Annotated in this window: 16 protein-coding genes; 2 read left to right on the forward strand and 14 right to left on the reverse strand. The window is 62.2% G+C overall.

Going from position 1 to position 18,119, the window contains the following annotated elements; translation table 11 throughout:
- Window position 1 precedes the first annotated feature (1 nt).
- Both PMM47T1_RS17335 and PMM47T1_RS17340 read left to right on the forward strand, forming a co-directional pair.
- Window positions 2-202, forward strand: coding sequence for a DUF1656 domain-containing protein (locus PMM47T1_RS17335; protein WP_008371257.1), 201 nt, complete (start codon window positions 2-4; stop codon window positions 200-202).
- Window positions 203-212: 10 nt separating this feature from the next.
- Window positions 213-1,082 carry an efflux RND transporter periplasmic adaptor subunit gene (locus PMM47T1_RS17340; protein WP_008371259.1) on the forward strand — a complete coding sequence of 290 codons (870 nt, stop codon included), beginning with the start codon at window positions 213-215 and terminating at the stop codon, window positions 1,080-1,082.
- Between the two features lie 54 nt (window positions 1,083-1,136).
- Here PMM47T1_RS17340 and PMM47T1_RS17345 read toward each other — a convergent pair whose 3' ends face one another.
- The 14 genes from PMM47T1_RS17345 to alg8 form a co-directional block, all read right to left on the reverse strand.
- Complete coding sequence (locus tag PMM47T1_RS17345) at window positions 1,137-1,949, reverse strand: SDR family oxidoreductase (RefSeq protein WP_008371261.1); 813 nt, start codon at window positions 1,947-1,949, stop codon at window positions 1,137-1,139.
- A 23-nt stretch (window positions 1,950-1,972) separates the two neighbouring features.
- The gene (locus PMM47T1_RS17350) at window positions 1,973-2,320 is read right to left on the reverse strand and encodes a thioredoxin family protein (protein WP_008371264.1); all 348 of its coding nucleotides are present in this window, start codon (window positions 2,318-2,320) and stop codon (window positions 1,973-1,975) included.
- Between the two features lie 79 nt (window positions 2,321-2,399).
- Window positions 2,400-2,864, reverse strand: coding sequence for a hypothetical protein (locus tag PMM47T1_RS17355; protein WP_008371265.1), 465 nt, complete (start codon window positions 2,862-2,864; stop codon window positions 2,400-2,402).
- Between the two features lie 135 nt (window positions 2,865-2,999).
- Window positions 3,000-4,451 (reverse strand): mannose-1-phosphate guanylyltransferase/mannose-6-phosphate isomerase, encoded by a 1,452-nt coding sequence (locus tag PMM47T1_RS17360; RefSeq protein WP_008371267.1) that lies wholly within the window; start codon window positions 4,449-4,451, stop codon window positions 3,000-3,002.
- 103 nt (window positions 4,452-4,554) lie between these two features.
- Window positions 4,555-5,205, reverse strand: a complete 651-nt coding sequence (locus PMM47T1_RS17365) for an alginate O-acetyltransferase AlgF (RefSeq protein WP_008371269.1) — start codon at window positions 5,203-5,205, stop codon at window positions 4,555-4,557.
- A gap of 46 nt (window positions 5,206-5,251) precedes the next feature.
- Window positions 5,252-6,400, reverse strand: a complete 1,149-nt coding sequence (locus PMM47T1_RS17370) for an alginate O-acetyltransferase (protein WP_008371271.1) — start codon at window positions 6,398-6,400, stop codon at window positions 5,252-5,254.
- A gap of 11 nt (window positions 6,401-6,411) precedes the next feature.
- Window positions 6,412-7,962: an MBOAT family O-acyltransferase gene (locus PMM47T1_RS17375; protein WP_008371272.1), complete on the reverse strand. Its 1,551-nt coding sequence runs from the start codon at window positions 7,960-7,962 to the stop codon at window positions 6,412-6,414.
- Between the two features lie 254 nt (window positions 7,963-8,216).
- A complete protein-coding gene (locus PMM47T1_RS17380; RefSeq protein WP_008371274.1) occupies window positions 8,217-9,344 on the reverse strand; it encodes a mannuronate-specific alginate lyase in 1,128 nt (375 codons plus the stop codon).
- Between the two features lie 8 nt (window positions 9,345-9,352).
- Window positions 9,353-10,801, reverse strand: coding sequence for an alginate O-acetyltransferase (locus tag PMM47T1_RS17385; protein WP_008371276.1), 1,449 nt, complete (start codon window positions 10,799-10,801; stop codon window positions 9,353-9,355).
- Window positions 10,802-10,812: 11 nt separating this feature from the next.
- A complete protein-coding gene (algG, locus tag PMM47T1_RS17390; RefSeq protein ID WP_008371278.1) occupies window positions 10,813-12,423 on the reverse strand; it encodes a mannuronan 5-epimerase AlgG in 1,611 nt (536 codons plus the stop codon).
- A gap of 26 nt (window positions 12,424-12,449) precedes the next feature.
- On the reverse strand, window positions 12,450-13,928 hold the full coding sequence (locus PMM47T1_RS17395) for an alginate export family protein (protein ID WP_008371281.1): 1,479 nt from the start codon (window positions 13,926-13,928) through the stop codon (window positions 12,450-12,452).
- Complete coding sequence (algK, locus tag PMM47T1_RS17400; protein ID WP_085989350.1) at window positions 13,925-15,343, reverse strand: alginate biosynthesis TPR repeat lipoprotein AlgK; 1,419 nt, start codon at window positions 15,341-15,343, stop codon at window positions 13,925-13,927. Before algK ends, PMM47T1_RS17395 begins: the two co-directional genes overlap by 4 nt.
- 22 nt (window positions 15,344-15,365) lie before the next feature.
- Window positions 15,366-16,532 (reverse strand): alginate biosynthesis protein Alg44, encoded by a 1,167-nt coding sequence (locus PMM47T1_RS17405; protein ID WP_008371284.1) that lies wholly within the window; start codon window positions 16,530-16,532, stop codon window positions 15,366-15,368.
- Between the two features lie 35 nt (window positions 16,533-16,567).
- Entirely contained in the window at window positions 16,568-18,049 is a 1,482-nt protein-coding gene (alg8, locus tag PMM47T1_RS17410) for a mannuronan synthase (RefSeq protein ID WP_043301214.1), read from the reverse strand.
- Window positions 18,050-18,119: the final 70 nt, after the last annotated feature.

An 18,119-nucleotide genomic window follows, 5' to 3' on the forward strand; every position in this document is an offset into this window, starting at 1 on the left:
CATGCCTCGCGAAATAGCCTTTCATGGTTTGTACATGCCAACCATGACCCTGATGTTCCTGGTAGCCCTTGGCGTGGGCTGGGCGCTGGACCGTTTTATCAGCGGCCTGGACCTGTACCGCTTTTTCTGGCACCCGGCGCTGCTGCGCCTGAGCCTGTTCGTTTGCCTGTTCGGCGCCATGGCGCTAACCGTTTACCGTTGAGACTGACTTGATGAAAAAGTTTTTCAGCCTGATTGCCACCCTGCTGGTACTGGCCATGGCCGTGTTCATCGGCCGCGAGTTGTGGGTGCACTACATGCAAACCCCGTGGACCCGGGACGGCCGCGTGCGCGCCGACATCATCAACGTCGCCCCCGACGTGTCCGGTTACGTGGTGGCCGTGCCTGTGCATGACAACGAACTGGTGAAGAAGGGCGACGTACTGCTGCAGATCGACCCCGAGCACTACCAAATTGCCGTCAAACAGGCCCAGGCACTGGTTGCCTCGCGCAAGGCCACCTGGGAAATGCGCCAGGTCAACGCCAAGCGCCGTGCCGACATGGACAACCTGGTGGTGTCGAAAGAAAGCCGTGAAGACGCCGGCAACGTCGCCAGCTCCGCCGAAGCCGACTACCAGCAGGCCGTGGCCGCGCTGGACGCTGCCCAGCTGAACCTGTCACGCACCAAAGTGCTGGCCACCGTCGACGGCTACGTCACCAACCTCAACGTGCACGTAGGCGATTACGCCCGTACCGGCGAGGCGAAAATGGCCGTTGTCGACAAGAACTCGTTCTGGGTTTACGGCTTCTTTGAAGAAACCAAGCTGCCGAACGTGCACGTGGGCGACAAGGCCGACCTGCAGATGATGAGCGGCGAAGTGCTCAAGGGCCACGTCGAAAGCATCTCGCGCGGTATCTACGATCGTGACAACCCCGAGAGCCGTGAGTTGGTGGCGGACGTGAACCCTACGTTCAACTGGGTGCGCTTGGCACAGCGGGTGCCGGTGCGTATTCATATTGATGAAGTACCGGAGGGGTATCTGCTGGCGGCGGGGACGACTTGTACGGTGATTGTTAAGCAGGGGTCGGCTGAGGGGCAGTGATGTTTTTTGGCCTTTAGCTCAACGAAAGACGTGCTTCTCAGCCTTCGGCAGTTGCTACAGGTCTCGGTTCAGCCCGAATTTTTTCTTCAGGATGCCTTCCACGATCGCTTTCGGCACCCAGCGCTCCAAAAACGGTAACGCCCGGCTGCCATTACCAATCCGCACCAACCGCGGTGGCACTGGCTTTCGCACGGCGTCCAGCAAAGCCTGGGCGAAATCCACCGCCGGGGTGGGGCGGTCCTGGGAGGCCTTGGCCCGTGCGCGGATCTGCGCCTGCAAGGGCCACCATGGCGAGTTTTCGGCGATCACCTGCTCGGCTTCACGGCTGGCGTTGTTGGCGAACTGGGTGTCGATGGCGCCGGGCTGGACTTCCATTACACGGATACCAAAGGGCGCCAGTTCCAGGCGCAACGCGTCGCTAAGCCCATGCACGGCGGCCTTGGACGCGCAGTAGGCACCGGCGAACGGGGTAACCAGCACGCCCGAGACGCTGCCGATGTTCACCACCAGCCCCTTGCCGGCACGCAGCAGCGGAAACAGCGCGCGGGTCACGCCGACGATTGAGAACACGTTGGTCTCGAACTGCTGGCGTATGCCGGCCACGCCGCCGTCGAGTACCGGGCCCATGGCCCCGTAGCCGGCGTTGTTGATCAGAATGTCCAACCCCGGCAACTCGGCGGCCAGGGCGGCCACGGCCGTTTCATCGTTGACATCCAGGGCGCGGGCGGTGAAGCCCTCTTGCGCCAGGTGCTCAACGTCGGCGGGTTTGCGTGCGGTGGCCCAGACTTCATGGCCGGCCTGTTTGAAGGCTCGGGCCACGGCCAGGCCGATGCCGCTGGAACAACCGGTGATCAAAGTGACGGGCATGGACAATCCTTGTGAAATCAGATTCAGGCCAGGTCAGTGATAGCGCGTTCGACCTGGCTCAATGGGCCGCCCACGATTTTGGTCAGGCGGCCATCGCGGTGAAGGCACAGCACGGTGGGAACGCCGTCAATGCCCAACGCTCCCCAGAACGATTTGTTGCCTTCGGTTTTCAACGTGTAGAACTCGATATTCCCGTGAGCCTCGGCCAGTTGGGCCAGCTGCATCTTGCGCTCGGCGCAAGGGCCGCAGCCGCGGGAATGAAATAGCACGACTTTTGGCTGCACGCCAACCAGCGTGCATTGCTCGGCCTTGATGACACCGACGTTGGCTTCAAAGCCGTAGGCATCATGCAGTTCGGTAACAACGCCCATGGTGCGACCCTCGCGGTTGAATGGCTGAACGCTTAATCAACCTGCGAAGCACTGCGGGCGAAACTGTAAGAACTGACAGTCAGTTGGCAAAGCTGCCTTGCACACGCTCAGCACGCCATTCCAGGGTTTGTGCACGGTAGCCTGGGCGCAGGGGCGGCACGGGCAGGCAGTCTTGCCAGGTAGCGCCGGGTTGCAGCTGGCCGGGCCCACGGTAGCGCGGTGCGTCGTAGTTATCCTGCACCAGGTTAACGGTATCGCCGGGGGCGAAGGCCGCCAGGCGCCATTGCATTTCAACCATGGGCACGCTGTTGCCGTTTTTCATGCTGACCTGCAGCGGCCGGTCGGCGGGGCATTGTTCGCTGTCATACTTGAAGTGCAGGCCCATGCGCGCCAGTTGTGCCAATTCGCGGTTGTCCTGCCACAGCACGCTGAGGCCGACCATGGCCAGGCCGACCAGCGCCGCCAGGGAGATGGGCAGGGCTTTTTTTGGGTAGCGAACCAGCAGGAATAGCCAGGAGATGATGAGGAGGGTGCCGATGAGCATGGGGGTCAATATTCGAGATAAGTGTGTTGCAAGTTTATCTCATGTTGGGATTGTGGTGCCTGCCACAAAAAAGCCCCCGCCTCACCGGCTGCGGATAGGGGACGCAGCGGATGAGGCAGGGGCTTTCAAACAGCCTTACTGGGCGATGGTTTTCACCGATACGCCACGCTCGACTGGGGTGGAACGACCGTAAATGTCTTCGAAACGCTCGATGTCATCCTCGCCCAGGTAGCTGCCCGACTGCACTTCGATGATTTCCAGCGGGATCTTGCCCGGGTTGCGCAGGCGGTGCACCGAGGCGATCGGGATGTAGGTGGACTGGTTTTCACACAGCAGGAACACGTTCTCGTCACAGGTGACTTCGGCGGTGCCCGATACCACGATCCAGTGTTCGGCGCGGTGGTGGTGCATTTGCAGGCTCAGGCAGGCGCCCGGCTTCACCGAGATGTGCTTGACCTGGAAGCGGCCACCCATGTCCACCGAGTCGTACGAGCCCCATGGGCGGTACACTTCGCAGTGGTTCTGGGTTTCGCTGCGGCCCTGTTCGTTAAGGGTGGCGACCATCTGTTTCACGCCCTGGACCTTGTCCTTGTGGGCAATCATCATGGCGTCCTTGGTTTCCACCACCACGATGTTTTCCAGGCCAATCACCGACACCAGCTTGCCGTTGCCGTGGATCATGCAGTTGCGGCTGTCCTGGATCACCACGTCGCCCTTGGCGACGTTGCCGTTGGCGTCTTTCTCGTGCACGTCCCACAGCGACGACCAGCAGCCCACATCGCTCCAACCGGCGGTCAGTGGCACCACGCAGGCGCGCTGGGTTTTTTCCATCACGGCGTAGTCGATGGAGTTGTCCGGGCAGCAGGCGAAGGTGGCTTCGTCGATCTCGATGTTGTCGCCGTCTTTCACGCTGCGCTCAAGGGTGAGCATGCAGGTGTCGTAGATGTCCGGGTCGTGCTTTTTCAGCTCTTCCAGGAAACGGCTGGCGCGGAACAGGAACATGCCGCTGTTCCAGAAGTAGCCGCCGGCTTCGACAAACTCGGTGGCGCGCTTTTCATCCGGCTTCTCGACGAAGTGCGAGACGCGGCTCACGCCTTCGGGCAGCAGCGCATCGTTGGTTGACTTGATGTAGCCATAGCCGGTTTCCGGCTTGGTGGCCGGCACGCCGAACAGCACCATCTCGCCACGCTCGGCGGCCACGGTGGCCAGGGCCAGGGCGCGTTGCAGGGCTTTCTGGTCATCGATCACGTGGTCGGCAGGCAGCACCAGCATCAGCTCATCACGGCCTTCGTTGACCAGTTTCATGGCGGTCAGGGCCACGGCTGGCGCGGTGTTGCGGCCGAAGGGCTCCATGAGGATGCCCTGGGTTTCCAGCTTCAGGTTGCTCAACTGTTCATTGACGATGAAGCGGTGGTCTTTGTTGCAGACCACGATAGGGGTGTCCATGCCTTCGAACACCAGGCGCTCCAGGGTTTGCTGGAACAGCGTGTGCTCGCCGGTCAGGGCCAGGAATTGCTTTGGGAATTGCTTGCGCGAAAGCGGCCACAGACGAGAGCCACTACCACCTGACAAGATCACCGGAATCATAATGTTTCTCCATAAAACGAATGGTTAGTTAGACGCGTTGCCGTTTCTGTCTTGTTTTTGTTCCTGGTCTGCCGCCCGTTGCGGGGCGGCGGACGCGATTCATTCAGCGGGTCGAAACCGGGCGCTGTACCCATACCGGCGACAGGGTGCTGCCCTCACCGGTCACGTACAGCACGGCTGCCTCACCACGCTCCAGCGCCACTGGCTTGAGGTCGCTGACTTTTTTGTCGCCCTCGTACAGCGCCAGGCTGACTTTTACCGGGTTGATCTCGCGCTCGCCGGTGCCCTTGGACGCTACGTCCTTGACCACGTCGGTCTTGCCGTCGGCGGTCTTCAGGGTCAGTGGCTTGTCACTGAGGTTCTGCACGCGTACCAGCGACTTCTGCTTGTTCTTGAACGGCGGCTCTTCCACCAGTTGCGGGTTGCCGTTGGTGTTGTTGACCACGGTGTAGTAGTGGTCGGAAGCCAGTTTCACCGGCAGGGTCTTGGCGCCGATCTTGGCGCTGTAGTCACCCTGGGGCATGAAGCTGAAGTCGCTGCTGGCCAGCGGCGCGATCTCGTTGAGGTTGGTGTTGCCGACGCTGGCGCTGACTTCCTGGTTGCCGGCGTTGTACACGCGGACAAACGCCGAGCCTTTGGGCGCGGTAGGGCCGTAGAGGGCCGAGTCGCCACCGGCGAATGCCTGGGCAGACAGCAGGCCGGCGGCAGCCAGTACAGCAGCGGCAAGACGGGTTTTAACGGTATGTGCGGTCATGTGCGGTTCCTCTTTGCTTGTAAGGTTGAGCGCTCGTCTCGAAGGCTCAGTTGGATTGGCCCACAGCCAGGTTCTGGTTGGTGTTCGGGTCTTTTTTCAGCTCGGCGATCCAGTTCGGATCAAAGTCGCTGAGGTCGTTCTTCATTGGCAGATAACGTTCCGGGAACTCCCAGATCAGCACTTGTGGCGGGCTGTTCTTGAAAGCGTCGGTTTGCAGGTACTTGAGCATCGGCAGAATCGGGCCGTGGCCGTCCTCGGCGTAGTTGACGACGTCGCTGTGCAGCGATTCCTGCAGCGCGCCCAGGAAATTCCAGTGCGGGTTGGCGCTGTAGCTGGTGCCCACCAGGGCCACCGGAATATCGCTGCCGCCGAACAGGGCATCGCCGCTTTCAGGCTTGTCGCCGGCCTGAGTGGTGGTGCGTTGCGCCAGTTCGTCGGGCTTGGGCAGCAGGTTGCTGAATAAAGGGTCCAGCGGCAGGAAGTTGGTCAGGTCACCCTTGTACGGCTTGCTAGTGTCGCTGGCGGTGACGAAGGTTTGCGGCTGGCCGCTGAGCGGCGCGTGCTGGGCAATGGCGTTGCCCAGGTTGTGAGCCACTACGTCGGCGCCCATGGGCGTCCAGTGGGTATCGGTGCGCAGGAACACCTGGCCTTGTAGCTTGGCTTGTTGCAGCGGGGCCAGCAGGTCGGGGGCGAAGATGCCAGCGGCCGCGGCTTGGGCGTGGAACTGCTGGTACAGATCTTTATGCAGTTCGGCCGGGGCGGTGGCGCCGATGTGTTCCGGGTACAGGCGCGCCTTGGCCGGGACGATGGCCAGCACCAACTGCACACCGTGCTGCTTGAGCTGGTCGCGCACGCCCTTGATCAGCGCGAAATTGTCGGCTTCGATCTGTTGGCCATTGGCAACCGGATCGAATTCCTCATCGCTGTACAGCCACTGATCGCGGCCCAGCACCACGCCGGGGCGGCCTTCATGGAAGAACTTGAAGTCCACTGCGGCCCACAGGTTGGTGCCCAGGCGCTTGATGGGGAACTGGTCGTCGTAGTGGGTTTCCACCGCCTTGGTGAACTTGCCGTTGAGCACGGTCATCTGTTCGGTGCGGTTGAAGCTGGCGAAGCTCCACAGCGACCAGAGGCCCAGCCCCAGCAACACGGCCAGGAACAGCAGAATGTAGAGGATGCGTAATGATCGGGTCATGGTCGGCTCGCTCAAAACTGGAAGTAGAGGAACGGCGAGAAACTCTGCGCCGACAGTTTCAGGATCGACGCCACGAACAGCAGCAGTACCAGGGCACGCATCAGGTAGCGCGACCAGTCCACGGTCCAGTACGAGGCTTGCACCTGGTGGCCATGGGCATGGGCGGCCAGCGCCGCCGGGTTGTCGCCCGGGGTGGCGCGGTACAGGCCGGGTTGCGCGGTGGCCGGGCCGTTGGCTTCGGCCACGGGGGCCTTGGCCTTGGGTTTTGGCTGATTGGTGTACAGGTCACGCAGGCCGAAGAAAGCCAGGGTGATGTAGGCGATCACCAGGGTGGCCACCTGCAGGCCGGTGAGGCTGGCGGCATTGAGTTCCGACAGGTGCCAGTCGCCGAAGCTGAACATGGCGCCGTACATGCGGTAGGCCACGTGCAGGTTCTCTGCCCGAAAGATCACCCAGCCCATGATCACCAGCAGGAAAGTCAGTACCCAGCGGATCGGATTCAGCGCACGCGGCGTGGTGTTGATGCCCAGCAGGCGCTCGATGGCCAGCCACGCGCCGTGCCAGGCGCCCCAGATGATGTAGGTGAAGTTAGCGCCGTGCCACAGGCCGCCCAGCAGCATGGTCAGGAACAGGTTGCGGTAGGTGGCCAGGGTGCCTTTGCGGTTGCCGCCCAGGGTGATGTACAGGTAGTCGCGCAGCCAGGTGGACAGGCTGATGTGCCAGCGGCGCCAGAACTCGGTGATCGACTGGCTGATGTAGGGTTGCTTGAAGTTTTCCATGAAGCGGAAACCCATCATCAGGCCCAGGCCGATGGCCATGTCGCTATAGCCGGAGAAGTCGAAGTACAACTGCGCGGTATAGGACAGGGCGCCCAGCCAGGCATCACCTGTGGTGGGCGCGGCCAGGGCGAAGCAGTGGTCAGAGACTGTGGCCAGGGTGTCGGCGATGAACACCTTCTTGATGAAGCCCTGCATGAAGCGCGTGGCGCCTTCACTGAACTTGTCCAGGGTGTGGGTGCGGTTGTTGAACTGGTCCACCAGGTCGGCGAAGCGCAGCACCGGCCCGGCAATCAGGTGCGGAAAGATGGCCACGAACGCGGCGAAGTCGATCAGGTTGCGCGTGGCCGGAGTGTCGCCGCGGTACACGTCGATGATGTAGCTGATCGATTCGAAAATGTAGAACGAGATGCCGATGGGCAACAGCACATGGGTGAGGATGAATGGCTGCATGCCGAACGAGCTGATGATGGCGTTGATGCTTTCCACGCCGAAGTTGGCGTACTTGAAGTAGCCCAGCACGCACAGGTCCACGGCCACGCCCAGCAGCAGCCAGCGCTGTGCGGGTTTGGTACGCACGCCGGCGGCGCCTACGCGCAGGCCGATCCAGTAGTTCCACAGGGTGACGGCTGCGAACAGCGCCAGGAAGTCCACCCGCCACCAGGCGTAGAACACGTAGCTGGCGACCAGCAACAGCAGGTTGCGGTAACGATTGCCGCACAGGTAGTACAAGCCGAGAAAGACCGGCAAGAACAGGAACAGGAACACGTTAGATGAGAAAACCATCCCGATCTCTCCTTGTTTGATCCATACACAAGGGCCGAAGCCCCCCAAACCCCCCATTTATTCCTGGGGGATAACTCACATTCCTGGCCTGAAAGGGGCCTGTGGGAGCGGGCTCTGCCCGCGAAGCAGTCACTGCGGTGTTTCAGTTACAACGCGGTGTTCTTTTCGCGGGCAGAGCCCGCTCCCACATCATCACTATCAGCATCACTATCACTATCAGCATCAGCATCAGCATCAGCATCAGCATCAGCAGCTCACGAGCCCTTGTTGCCTTTTTCGTGCTCGGGGTCGTAGACCTTGGTCAGGTCGCCGCCCAGGCGGAAGGTCTTGAACGGCTGGCCTTCGTGCTTGCGCTCAAGTGCATCCGGCGGGCAGGTGTAAAGGCTGCACCAGGGCTCCAGCCAGGCGAATTTGCTGTCCACCTTCAGGTCAGTCATGTCCTGGTCCTTGCCGTTCTTGGCTTCGAAGATGCTCGGGTCTTTCACTCCGGCCAGCACCTTGTCACCCAGGCGCTTGAGGGCGCCGTTATTTTCCTGGCGCAGGTCCACGCCATTGGCCTGGGCGAAGCTGGCGATCATCGACAGCGGTGGCAGGGCATAGTTGTGGTAGGCCAGGGCGCGTTGCTGACGCTTGACCTCGTTGGGCAGGAAGCCGTCGGCGTCAACCTGGTTGGCGCCGATCTTGTATTCCTTCACCGACCAGTCGAACAGGTCGCGGCGGTCCAGCGCCACGGACGTGGCCATCACCGACCAGGCGGCCCAGTACGAGTGGTTGTTGGTATGGTCCAGCGGCAGGTTGTTCCAGTCGCTGACCACCTGGTCGGCCAGGCGCCCGAACCAGGCTTCGATCACCTGGGTCTGCTGCTGGTGGTTGGCCAGGGGGTGAGAGTCGGAGAACTTCAGCCGCACATAGGCCGAGGCCATGCTGCCCAGCGCCCATTTGCGCATGGACTTGCCGGTGTGGTTGAAGTCCTTGGACATCAAGGCGTCGGCCTGGGCCCAGGCGGTCAGCCAGTTCAGGGTGCAATCGAGCTCCTGTGGGTTGCCGTCGCGCATGTACACCATCACCTGCTTGCTGATGCCGCGTTCCATGCTGGTGATGCTTTTGGTGGCATCGCGGAAGGCTTGGTCAGAGGTGGCATTGAAGGTCGAACGGGTTTTGTCCGAGCCTTCGTACTTGCTGCGAAACTGCAGGCTCTGGGTGTACGGCGTGGGCATGGCTGGGCAGCCCTGGTCGTTGGGGCTGGTCTTGAACTTGTCCACGGCCGCCAGGTAACCCTGTGGCGGATGCAGCGGCGCTGCGGCCTGGGCGTTGGCGGCGAACATGGCCAGGCCCAGCAGGGTCGGGGCGAGCAGGTGGCGTAGGGTCTTGGCGTGGTTCATGACTAACCTCACAGTCCGGCTTGGGCGTTCTGTTGCTTGGGCGATTGCTGAACGCCAGGGAAGACGTTGCGCTTGCACACGGTGGCTTCGACTTTCTGGGCGGGCTGGCCGGCATCCGGGCCTTGCACCTCCAGGGCCAGCAGGTTCTGCGCGGCCCAGTCCTCGTCGTTGCGCAACTCGAAGGCAAAGCGCCCGTCGGTTTCGGATGTCGTCGGTTTTTCGATCTTCAGGTCTTCATGGCGACCGTTCAGGTACCACAGGGTGGCGTGCAGGGTCTTGACCGAGGTGTCGGCAAACTTGATGTCGATCTGGTGATTGCCGTTATGCAGGTCCTTGATGCCATTGCGACCGTTGATCAGCAGCTCGTTGGTACCGGTCTTCAGCGTGGTGCTGGCTTGCAGTTCGGCGGTCTTGCCTTCGCAGCCGTTGTCCAGCATCGACATCATCTGCCGGTAGATGGTCTCCTGGTCCAGGCGGTACAGCGGCGAGAATTCCCAGATGAGGATTTTCGGTGGGTGTTTCTGGAAGTCGTCGCTGCCCAGGTACTGCAGCATCGAGCCCTCCAGGCCGCCGCCGGGGAAGGCCACGTTGAGGATGTCGGCGCCGATGTCCTGTTCCAGGAAGCCGGCGAAGTTGTAGTTCTTGCCACTGTGGCTGGTGCCCACCAGGGTGATCTGCGGGGTACCGGCGTCGCTGAACAGGTCGCTGTCAGAGGCTTCGCCCTTGGGCTCGGTGGTGAACTGGTCCATGTACTGGATGGCGTAGCTGGTGCCGCACAGCTGCCCGGCCATGTTGTGCAGGGTGCCGGTCTTGCCCATGCGCCCGGACAACTTGGTCTCGAACTCGCGCTTGGGAATATCGGCGAAGGCAGGCATTTTTTTCACCGTCTCGGCAACGATTTTTGCCGTGCGCTGGGCGCCGTACGGGGTCCAGTGCTGGTCGCCGCGGAAGTAGAAATCGTGGGCCTGTTGTTCGTTGGTCAGCGGCGACAGGTCCGGCACGTTGTAGCCCATGCTGGCGAAGCGACCGAGCATGGCCTGGTAGTTTTTCAGCGCCTTGGCGTAGTCGAACTTGTCGCGGTCGGCCGGGAACAGTTTGTTGCGGTCCACCAGCCCACGGGTGGGCTGGTACACCACCACCAACTCCACGCCCTTGCTCTTGAAGGCGTCGTGCAACTCCTTCATGCGGCGGTAGCCTTCAGGGCTGGTGTCGAACTCGGTGCGCAGGTCTTCCTGGGTACGGAACAGCCAGTCGCCCTGGGCCTGTACCAGGGTGGTGAAATTCTGCTGGTAGCGGGTGACGTAGTTCTTGGCGTCGTGGGCGGCCGGGCACAGGCTGCAGCACGGGGCGGCCTGGTATTTGGGCGCGGCGAAGTCCTGGGCCTTGGCGCCGTTGGCGGCCAGCATCGCGGCGGCAAGGCCCGACAGGCTGAGCAGCTTGATCAATGTGGGGTGCATGAAATTCATCCTCAGTCCTGCATTTCGGTCTGGCGTTCGACGGGGTCGATCAGCACGGCTTTTTGTTGGCGAACCATCAGGTCCATGATTTCGGCCTGGCGTTCGCCCAGGATGCCGGTGAAGCTGATGCCGCTGGCTTTGGTCGGGGCGAGCATGGACACGCGGTACATCTCAACCGACAGGGGCGAGTCGATGGACAGCGGCCCGGTGCCGTTGCCGGCCAGTTCGCCACCCACCAGGATCAGCGAGACCTGGGCGTCGAAGGGGTCGAGCTTGATGTTGCGGTCGGTGTTGCTCAGGTCCTTGATGTGGCCATACACACCGGTCAGGCCGTTGCCCAGCGCCTTGTTTTCGTAGAGGCGGATGTTGGTGCTGTTGCGCACGCGGATGCCGTGGCGCTTGTTGCCCAGCAGCATGTTGCCCCACAGCAGGTTGTCCGCGCTTTCGTACAGGGTGATGCCGTCGGTGTGGTTCTTGTAGATCTTGTTGTAGGCCACCAAGTTGCCCACGCTGTTACGATCGATGACGATGCCGGACAGGTGGTTGTCGTAGCTGCGGTTGTTGATGATGAAGCTGTCATTCACTTCCCGCGAAACAATGATGCCGTGCTTCTTCTTGGTGCCGTACACGGTGTTGTCGGCGATGATCAGGCCGTGAGAACGGTCGTGGGGGTCGATGCCGTAGATCACGTTGTCGTGGTAGGTGTTGCTCTTGACCACGAAGTCGCTGGTTTCATAGCAGTAGAAGCCGTACCACATGTCCGAGAAAGTGCTGCCGATGATCCAGCCGGTGGGCTGGGCGCGGTTCATCTGTGCGCTCATGTTCGGCGTGTACTGGGAAATGCTCACCCCGTAGGACTTGGACTGGTTGTAGCCCATGCTCGCCATCACGGTGTTGACCATGTAGGTCTGCGTGCCGCCCCAGGACAACAGGAACGGGCGGAAGTCCTTGGGATCACGGAAGGTGGAGGGGCCGTTGTCGGCCTCGCGCCAGCCCATTACCCGGGTGTCACGTATGAACAGCTTGCCATCGTTGACAATGAACGCACCGCCTTCCTGGGACAGGCGCAGTTCCTTGGTGTGCTTGTCGATTTCCATGATGCCGGTGTGCCCGACCACAATCGGCAGGCGCGCCAGGTAAACGCCGGGCGAGGTTTCACGGATGTACTGCTTGGGCAGCTTGCGCACCAGATCGGTGAGGTTGACGTAGCCGTCCTCGATGAAGATGGCCTGGGGAATGCCGTGCTGGCGGTTTACCCATTCGGTCATCTTGTTGTCGCCGCCGATGAATTCCTTGAGCACGTCTTCCTGCAGCATGCGCTTGACCACGATTTTACCCGGCTTGCGGCGGTCGATCTTGGCGGCCACGGCCTGGGCGGTGTAACCCGTCAAATCAGGCAATTTCGGCGCGGCCAGCTCCAGCGACTCCGGTGGCGCAGTGGTCACGGTGTAGGTCTTGGCCTGCTGCAACGTCTTGGCTTCGTCCTTGTCCGGTGCCGGTGCGGTGGCCGGATGCGCCGCCGGGTGCGCGGCGGGGGCACTGGCCAGGGCCAGGCCGCTGGCCAGCAGCAGGACAGTGGCAAGCAGCGCCCTGGGCAACGGCAATCTGTCTGAATTCATCATTTCATCGCACTCCCTTCGCAGTCGCATCAGAAGCGCCAGATCACGTCGATAAAGGCGCGGTGCATATAGGTGTCAGTACCGCTGCCGTAGGCCGAGCCTGGCTTGAACACACCGGCGCGCAGGCGCACCAACGCCGAAGGCTCGTCAACCGACTGGCTCAGCGCCGCAGGCAGCAGGCCTTGCTTGAAGTACTTGCTGACTACCAAGTCCATCTCCTGGCCAAGGTCCTTGTCACCGTCACTGAGCGGCAGCGAGCTGATTGAGGTGATATCGGTCGGGTTTTCCGGGTCGTTGGTGGTGTTCACCGCGTCCAGGGTGTTGGTGCCGATACCCTTGCTGCCGTCCACGCGCCAGAACTTGTGGTAGATCAGGCTGGCGTCGTATTCATCGCGCAACTGCCAGGAGGTGAACAGCGAGGCGCTTTGCACGTTGGCCATTTCCGCCTGGTAGGCCTCGCCGAAGCGGGCCACGCGGGCACGGGTGCCGGTCCAGGTCGAGCGGTTGCTTTGCAGGCCGTTCTGTTCGTAGTCACTGCTGGCACGCGAGTAGGCGCCGCCCACTTGCCAGTTCGGGTCCAGGTGCACGCGCAGGCCCAAGTCGGTGGCCCAACCGTCGACGTGCCCCGAGTCCTTGGTGCCAGCCACTGTCTGGCCGTTCACCACGTCGCTGCCGATGGTGTCGCGGTTGCCGGACATGAACGTCAGGCTGCCCCAGTAATTGATGTTGTTCAGGTTGTCGTGGTTGTAGGCATCGCTGTCGGCCTCAAGGCCTAGCCAGGTCAGGTCGCCGGTGCTGCTTTTGTCCGAATCGTCGATGGCCTCGCCAGTGTGGGGCAGGCTGCCACTGTCGTGGGTATGGTGGGCACGCACGCCGATCCACTGACCTGGGGTCCACTGGTACGACACGTCGCCGTAGGCGTGTAGTACGTCCTTGTCGCTGGCCGACAGCTCGGTGAGGTCGGTGCGGTATTCGCTGAACCGCTCGGCCACGCCGGCGTGTGCACGCAGCAAGGTGGTGTCGAAGTCCCAGTTCAGGGCTTCGATGTTGGTGTCTTTCCACTCGCCGTCATCGTTGCGCAGGCGCTGGCGGCCGAACTTCAGGATCTCGCCAGGGTAGGGCGTGAAGCCGCTGTAGCCGACCCAGAATTCGCGCATGGCCAGGTAGTTCTTTTTCTGCTCGCGGCCGCTGGCGGTGCTGTCGCTGGTGACGTTGGACTCTTGCAGGGTGTCGGTCTGGATGGTGTCGGTGGCCGTCACCAACTGGCCCATGGCATAGGCGCTCCAGTTGCCCCACTGGCCATACAGCCAAGGGCGCAGGTCCAGGCCCAGGCCGTTGACGTCGCCGCCGTCACGGGTACCCAGGTCGCGGTCGTCTTCCGATTGCAGCGTGCCCTTTACCTCGATGCCGAAGTTCTGGTCAGCGGTCAGGGCTGCCAGTGTCGGGCAGGACCAGAGTGCGGCGAAACCCAGGCCAATGCCGGCTTTCATCCATTGGTTCAATCTCATAGCGATTTGTCCTCACCGTCTTCGTCTTCCAGCGTCTGCAGGGCAATGCTGCTGTTCTGGTTCATGGCACCGCGCACATGCTGTTCTTGTTGCAGCAGTTGCTGGGCCTGGGTGCGCTGGTCGGGCGTCATCGTGGTTTCCAGCTGTGTGGCAAGGTCCAGGACGGGTTGGGCTGGGTCAGGCTGGGCCTTGGCCAGCTGCACGAACATGTAGGCGTACACCGGATTGGGCTGAGTGCCACGGCCGCCGGAGTACAGTTGCGCCAGGGCGAAGTCGGCGCTGGCCTGGCCACCGCGGGCGGCCATCAGCAGGTTGTCGACGGCCTTCTGCGGCTCGGGTTCGCCCAGGTAGCCACGGCGGTAGATCTGGCCCAGGTAGTAGTGAGCACTGATTTGCGTAGGCGCGGCAGCCTTGAGATGCTGCTCGGCCTTCTTCGCGTCCGGGATCACCAGCTTGCCTTCGTAGTACACCTTGCCCAGCAGCAATTCGGCGCGCGGCTGGTCGGCGTTGCGGCCCTTGTCCAGGTACTCCATCATCTTGTCCACGTCCCCCAGTTCGGGGAAGTCGTAGAGCAATTGCGCCAGGCTGACCCAGGACGCCGGGTACACCGGGGCGATCTTTTCCAGCATGGCCTGGGCGGTTTTCTCGTCGGTCTGGCCCAGGGTGGCGTCACCCAGCACGCGGGCCACGGCGTCCACGCGCATGGCCGGTACCGCGCCGCTGGCGTAGGCGGCCTGCAACTGGGCCAGCAGTGCTTGCTGACGGTCGGTCTGCTGGCGTTTCTGGTACACGGTAGCCAATTCCACGTAGCACACGTCGGCCACTTTCAATGCTTTGCGGCACAGGTTTTCCACGTCATCCAGGTGCTGGTCGTAGGTGCCCTGGATGCGGTAGACCAATACTTGCGCCAGGTTGGCTTCGGCGTAGCCGGCTGCCTGCCACTGGTTGATTTTTTCCTGGGCATTCACGCCCGGGAAAGTGTTGGGGTATTGCAGGTAGAGCATGGCCAGCGGCGTCAGGGTGTTGCCCTCGCCATTGGCAAAAGCTTTTTTCAACAGCCCTTCGGCTTCGCGCTGCTCGGCTTGGGTAGGGTGTGGCTTGAGGGCCAACAACCGGCCCAGGCGAGCCTGGGCCCGTGGCGAGGTATCGGCCGCGGCGCGGTAAGTCGCCTCGGCCTGGCGCAGTTGCTCGGGGTCGCGGGTGCCCACCTGAATATCGGCCAGGCCCACCTGGGCTTCGGTGTAGCCCAGGTCCGCCAGTTGCTGATAGTTCTGCTGGGCCAGCGCCGTGTCGCCACGTTTCAAGGCTTCGTTGGCCAACCGCTGGTCCGGCAGGCCCGCGCAACCGGCCAGGCCGATGGCGACGGCCAGGCCCAACAGCGCCGATCCTGGCAATTTTTTTAGTGTGCTAGCCACAGGTGTTCTCCTCGATTCCGACTTACTGGCCGGCGGCCATGGCTTTGTCCATCAGCCAGTTCAGCGACGGACCACGGTCGCTGCTGACATCGACGGCACGGCCGGTGAGGTTGCTGTTGAGCGGCTCGTCTGGCTGGATCTGCACGCGCAAGTCTGAGGACAGGTCCAGCGGGTTGATGCTGGTGGCATTGACCACCTTGCCCTGGCGCACGCTGTTCTCGCCGGCGACCTGGAAGTTCACCGGGGTGCCCGGGGTAATGTCGCCGAACTGGCGATAGGCGAAACGCGCCTCGACGTTGGCGGTGGTGTTGCGCGGTACCAGGGTGAAGATCACGTCGCCCTTGCTGGCGTACTGGCCGTCGGCGACCAGTTGCTGGCCCACGGTGCAGTCACACGGTGAGGTCAGGGTGCCGGTCATTTGCTTGCCGAACAGCTCGGTGATCTTGTCCGGTTGCAGCTGGTCCGGGTCCAGGTTGCCTTTGAGCACGTCAAGCATGCTGGTGCTGAAGCTGGCCAGCGGTGCGCCCTTGGGGGCCATGCCATCAGCGCCTACCAGGCTTTGCACGGTACCGTCGCGGGGCATGGTGATGTTCATTGACGGCGCCGACACCAGGCCCGCCTGGGCGTGGGTGACGAAGTACAGGCCGTACACCGACTTGAGTACGAAACCGAACGCTGCCAGGCCTACCACGAACACACCGGCGCTGAAGGTCACGGCTTTCAGGCGGGCGAACGCCGACTGGCCAGCGCCTACTTTCTTGTCCTTGCGCGCCTTGGTGAAGTTGTCGCGCTGCAGGGTGCCCAGCACGTCGCCAACGCTGATGATCTCGCCGCTCAGGTGCGAGGTGATCAGGTGGCGCATGGTGGCGATGTCCTGCTGTTCCAGGTTCTGGAACTGGCAACCGACCCGGCCGGTGCTGTCGTTGAACGAGCGCACCTGGAACTCGATGTCCATGCCCAGGCCCAGGGTGTCGATCACGAACATCAGGCGCCCGCGGTGCACTTCACCTTCTTTCAGCGGCTTGGGCGCGTTGAAGGCCAGGCCGCCGGCCGACAGGTCTTCGATGCGCACCTCGATGGTCTCGCGGTTGGGCCCCTGGTAACGCAGTTTGGCGGGCAGCTTGACCCGGGCGTGCTGGCGCTGGGCTTCCGATTCATGCACAACATTGACGTTCACGGCGTTATTCATGGCGGTAATTCCTACTTAATCCATTAGTGTCCGGCTCACACGATCACGAACAGCACAGCCACGAAAATGCTGGCGGCCGAGAACGTCATGGTCCGGGAAGACCAGGTGTTGAACCATTGTTGAAAGCTGGCGAGATCGCGTTTGAGCACGGTGGGCTGGCGGGTCCAGGACTGCTTGTCGAGGCGGAAGAAGACGTAGATCTTCATCATGGCGCCGACGATCTGGTTGTAATACAGGATCACCGGATAGGCGGGCCCGACGGAGTGTCCTGAACACAACAGCATGATGGTCAGGATCAATCGGGTCATGCCGATCCACAGCAGGTAACCCAGCAAGAACGCAATGTTGAACTTGAGGCTGGCAATGATCGCGGCCGTCAGGCCCAGCAGGCTGGTCCACATGGACACGCGCTGGTCGAACAGCACGATGCTGGTGAACACACCCAGGCGGCGCACGCCCAGGCCCAGCGCTCTGGAGTTCTGGCGCAGGTTGTTGCCGTACCAGCGGTACATCAGTTTGCGGCTGGCCTTCAGGAAGCTCTTCTCGGGCGGGTGCTCCACGGTGTTGATGGCGGCATCAGGCACGTAGAAGGTGTCGTAGCCCAGGCGCATCAGGCTGAACCAACTGGACTTGTCGTCGCCGGTCAAGAACTTGAAGCGGCCCAGGCGCCAATGTTCCAGCGAGTCGCTTTCCACGTCGGCGATGAATTCGGGGTTGGTGACCACGGTGGCGCGGAACACCGACATGCGCCCGGTCATGGTCAGCACGCGCTTGGACAGGGCCATGGAGCACATGTTGATGTGGCGCTGGGCGAAGCGCAGCTTGTGCCATTCGCTCATGATGTAGCCGCCGCGCACTTCGCAGAACTCGTTGGTGGTTAGGCCGCCGACGTTCTCGTACAGCTTGAACCAGGGCACGGTCTTGCGTACGCAGCCATCGGCCAGCACGGTGTCGCCGTCGATCACCGCCACTACCGCGTTGTCGTCAGGCAGGTGGCGCGAGATGGCACGGAAGCCGAAGGCCAGGCCGTCACGCTTGCCGGTACCGGCGATGCGCACGAAGTCCAGCGAGACGCGGTCTGGGGGAGCCATCTTGGCCCACAGCGCCTTGACCAGCAGTTCATCGGACATCTCCACCAGCGAGCACACCACGGTGGTGGGGTAGCCGCAGTTGATGGCTTCGCGAATCACCGAGCTGTATACCTGGGCGGTGGTCAGCGCGTCGATGCGAAAGCTGGTGACCATCAGGAACACGTGGCTGGGGTCGGCCGAGGCGCCCAATTTGCGGACCTTGCGGCGCAGGTGCGGATACACCACGTACAGGAACAGCATGCCGCGCACAAAGTGCGTGGCGCCCATGGAATAGCGCCAGATGCCTACGGCGCCAATCAGGAAAATAAAGTCTTTCGATTGCGAGTCGAAAAGGGTCGTTGGCAACGCCAGGGCAAGTGCCATCAGCAATGTCAGGTAGAACAACCATCCGGCGGCCTGTAGAAGACCGTGTTTTAGCCTGTGCATGATCTGCGTCCGTATCGATTGTCGGGCAAGTCCTGATAGGGAAAGCGGGCCTGCCGGCGCACCGGCAGGC

It is taken from the genome of Pseudomonas sp. M47T1 (assembly GCF_000263855.1).
Lineage (GTDB): Bacteria > Pseudomonadota > Gammaproteobacteria > Pseudomonadales > Pseudomonadaceae > Aquipseudomonas.

Bases quoted from the DNA above. Each gene is read 5' to 3' on its own strand.
- PMM47T1_RS17335 (WP_008371257.1), top strand. From the start codon at position 2: ATGCCTCGCGAAATAGCCTTTCATGGTTTGTACATGCCAACCATGACC.
- PMM47T1_RS17340 (WP_008371259.1), top strand. From the start codon at position 213: ATGAAAAAGTTTTTCAGCCTGATTGCCACCCTGCTGGTACTGGCCATG.
- PMM47T1_RS17345 (WP_008371261.1), bottom strand. From the start codon at position 1,949: ATGCCCGTCACTTTGATCACCGGTTGTTCCAGCGGCATCGGCCTGGCC.
- PMM47T1_RS17350 (WP_008371264.1), bottom strand. From the start codon at position 2,320: ATGGGCGTTGTTACCGAACTGCATGATGCCTACGGCTTTGAAGCCAAC.
- PMM47T1_RS17355 (WP_008371265.1), bottom strand. From the start codon at position 2,864: ATGCTCATCGGCACCCTCCTCATCATCTCCTGGCTATTCCTGCTGGTT.
- PMM47T1_RS17360 (WP_008371267.1), bottom strand. From the start codon at position 4,451: ATGATTCCGGTGATCTTGTCAGGTGGTAGTGGCTCTCGTCTGTGGCCG.
- PMM47T1_RS17365 (WP_008371269.1), bottom strand. From the start codon at position 5,205: ATGACCGCACATACCGTTAAAACCCGTCTTGCCGCTGCTGTACTGGCT.
- PMM47T1_RS17370 (WP_008371271.1), bottom strand. From the start codon at position 6,400: ATGACCCGATCATTACGCATCCTCTACATTCTGCTGTTCCTGGCCGTG.
- PMM47T1_RS17375 (WP_008371272.1), bottom strand. From the start codon at position 7,962: ATGGTTTTCTCATCTAACGTGTTCCTGTTCCTGTTCTTGCCGGTCTTT.
- PMM47T1_RS17380 (WP_008371274.1), bottom strand. From the start codon at position 9,344: ATGAACCACGCCAAGACCCTACGCCACCTGCTCGCCCCGACCCTGCTG.
- PMM47T1_RS17385 (WP_008371276.1), bottom strand. From the start codon at position 10,801: ATGCACCCCACATTGATCAAGCTGCTCAGCCTGTCGGGCCTTGCCGCC.
- algG (WP_008371278.1), bottom strand. From the start codon at position 12,423: ATGATGAATTCAGACAGATTGCCGTTGCCCAGGGCGCTGCTTGCCACT.
- PMM47T1_RS17395 (WP_008371281.1), bottom strand. From the start codon at position 13,928: ATGAGATTGAACCAATGGATGAAAGCCGGCATTGGCCTGGGTTTCGCC.
- PMM47T1_RS17405 (WP_008371284.1), bottom strand. From the start codon at position 16,532: ATGAATAACGCCGTGAACGTCAATGTTGTGCATGAATCGGAAGCCCAG.
- alg8 (WP_043301214.1), bottom strand. From the start codon at position 18,049: ATGCACAGGCTAAAACACGGTCTTCTACAGGCCGCCGGATGGTTGTTC.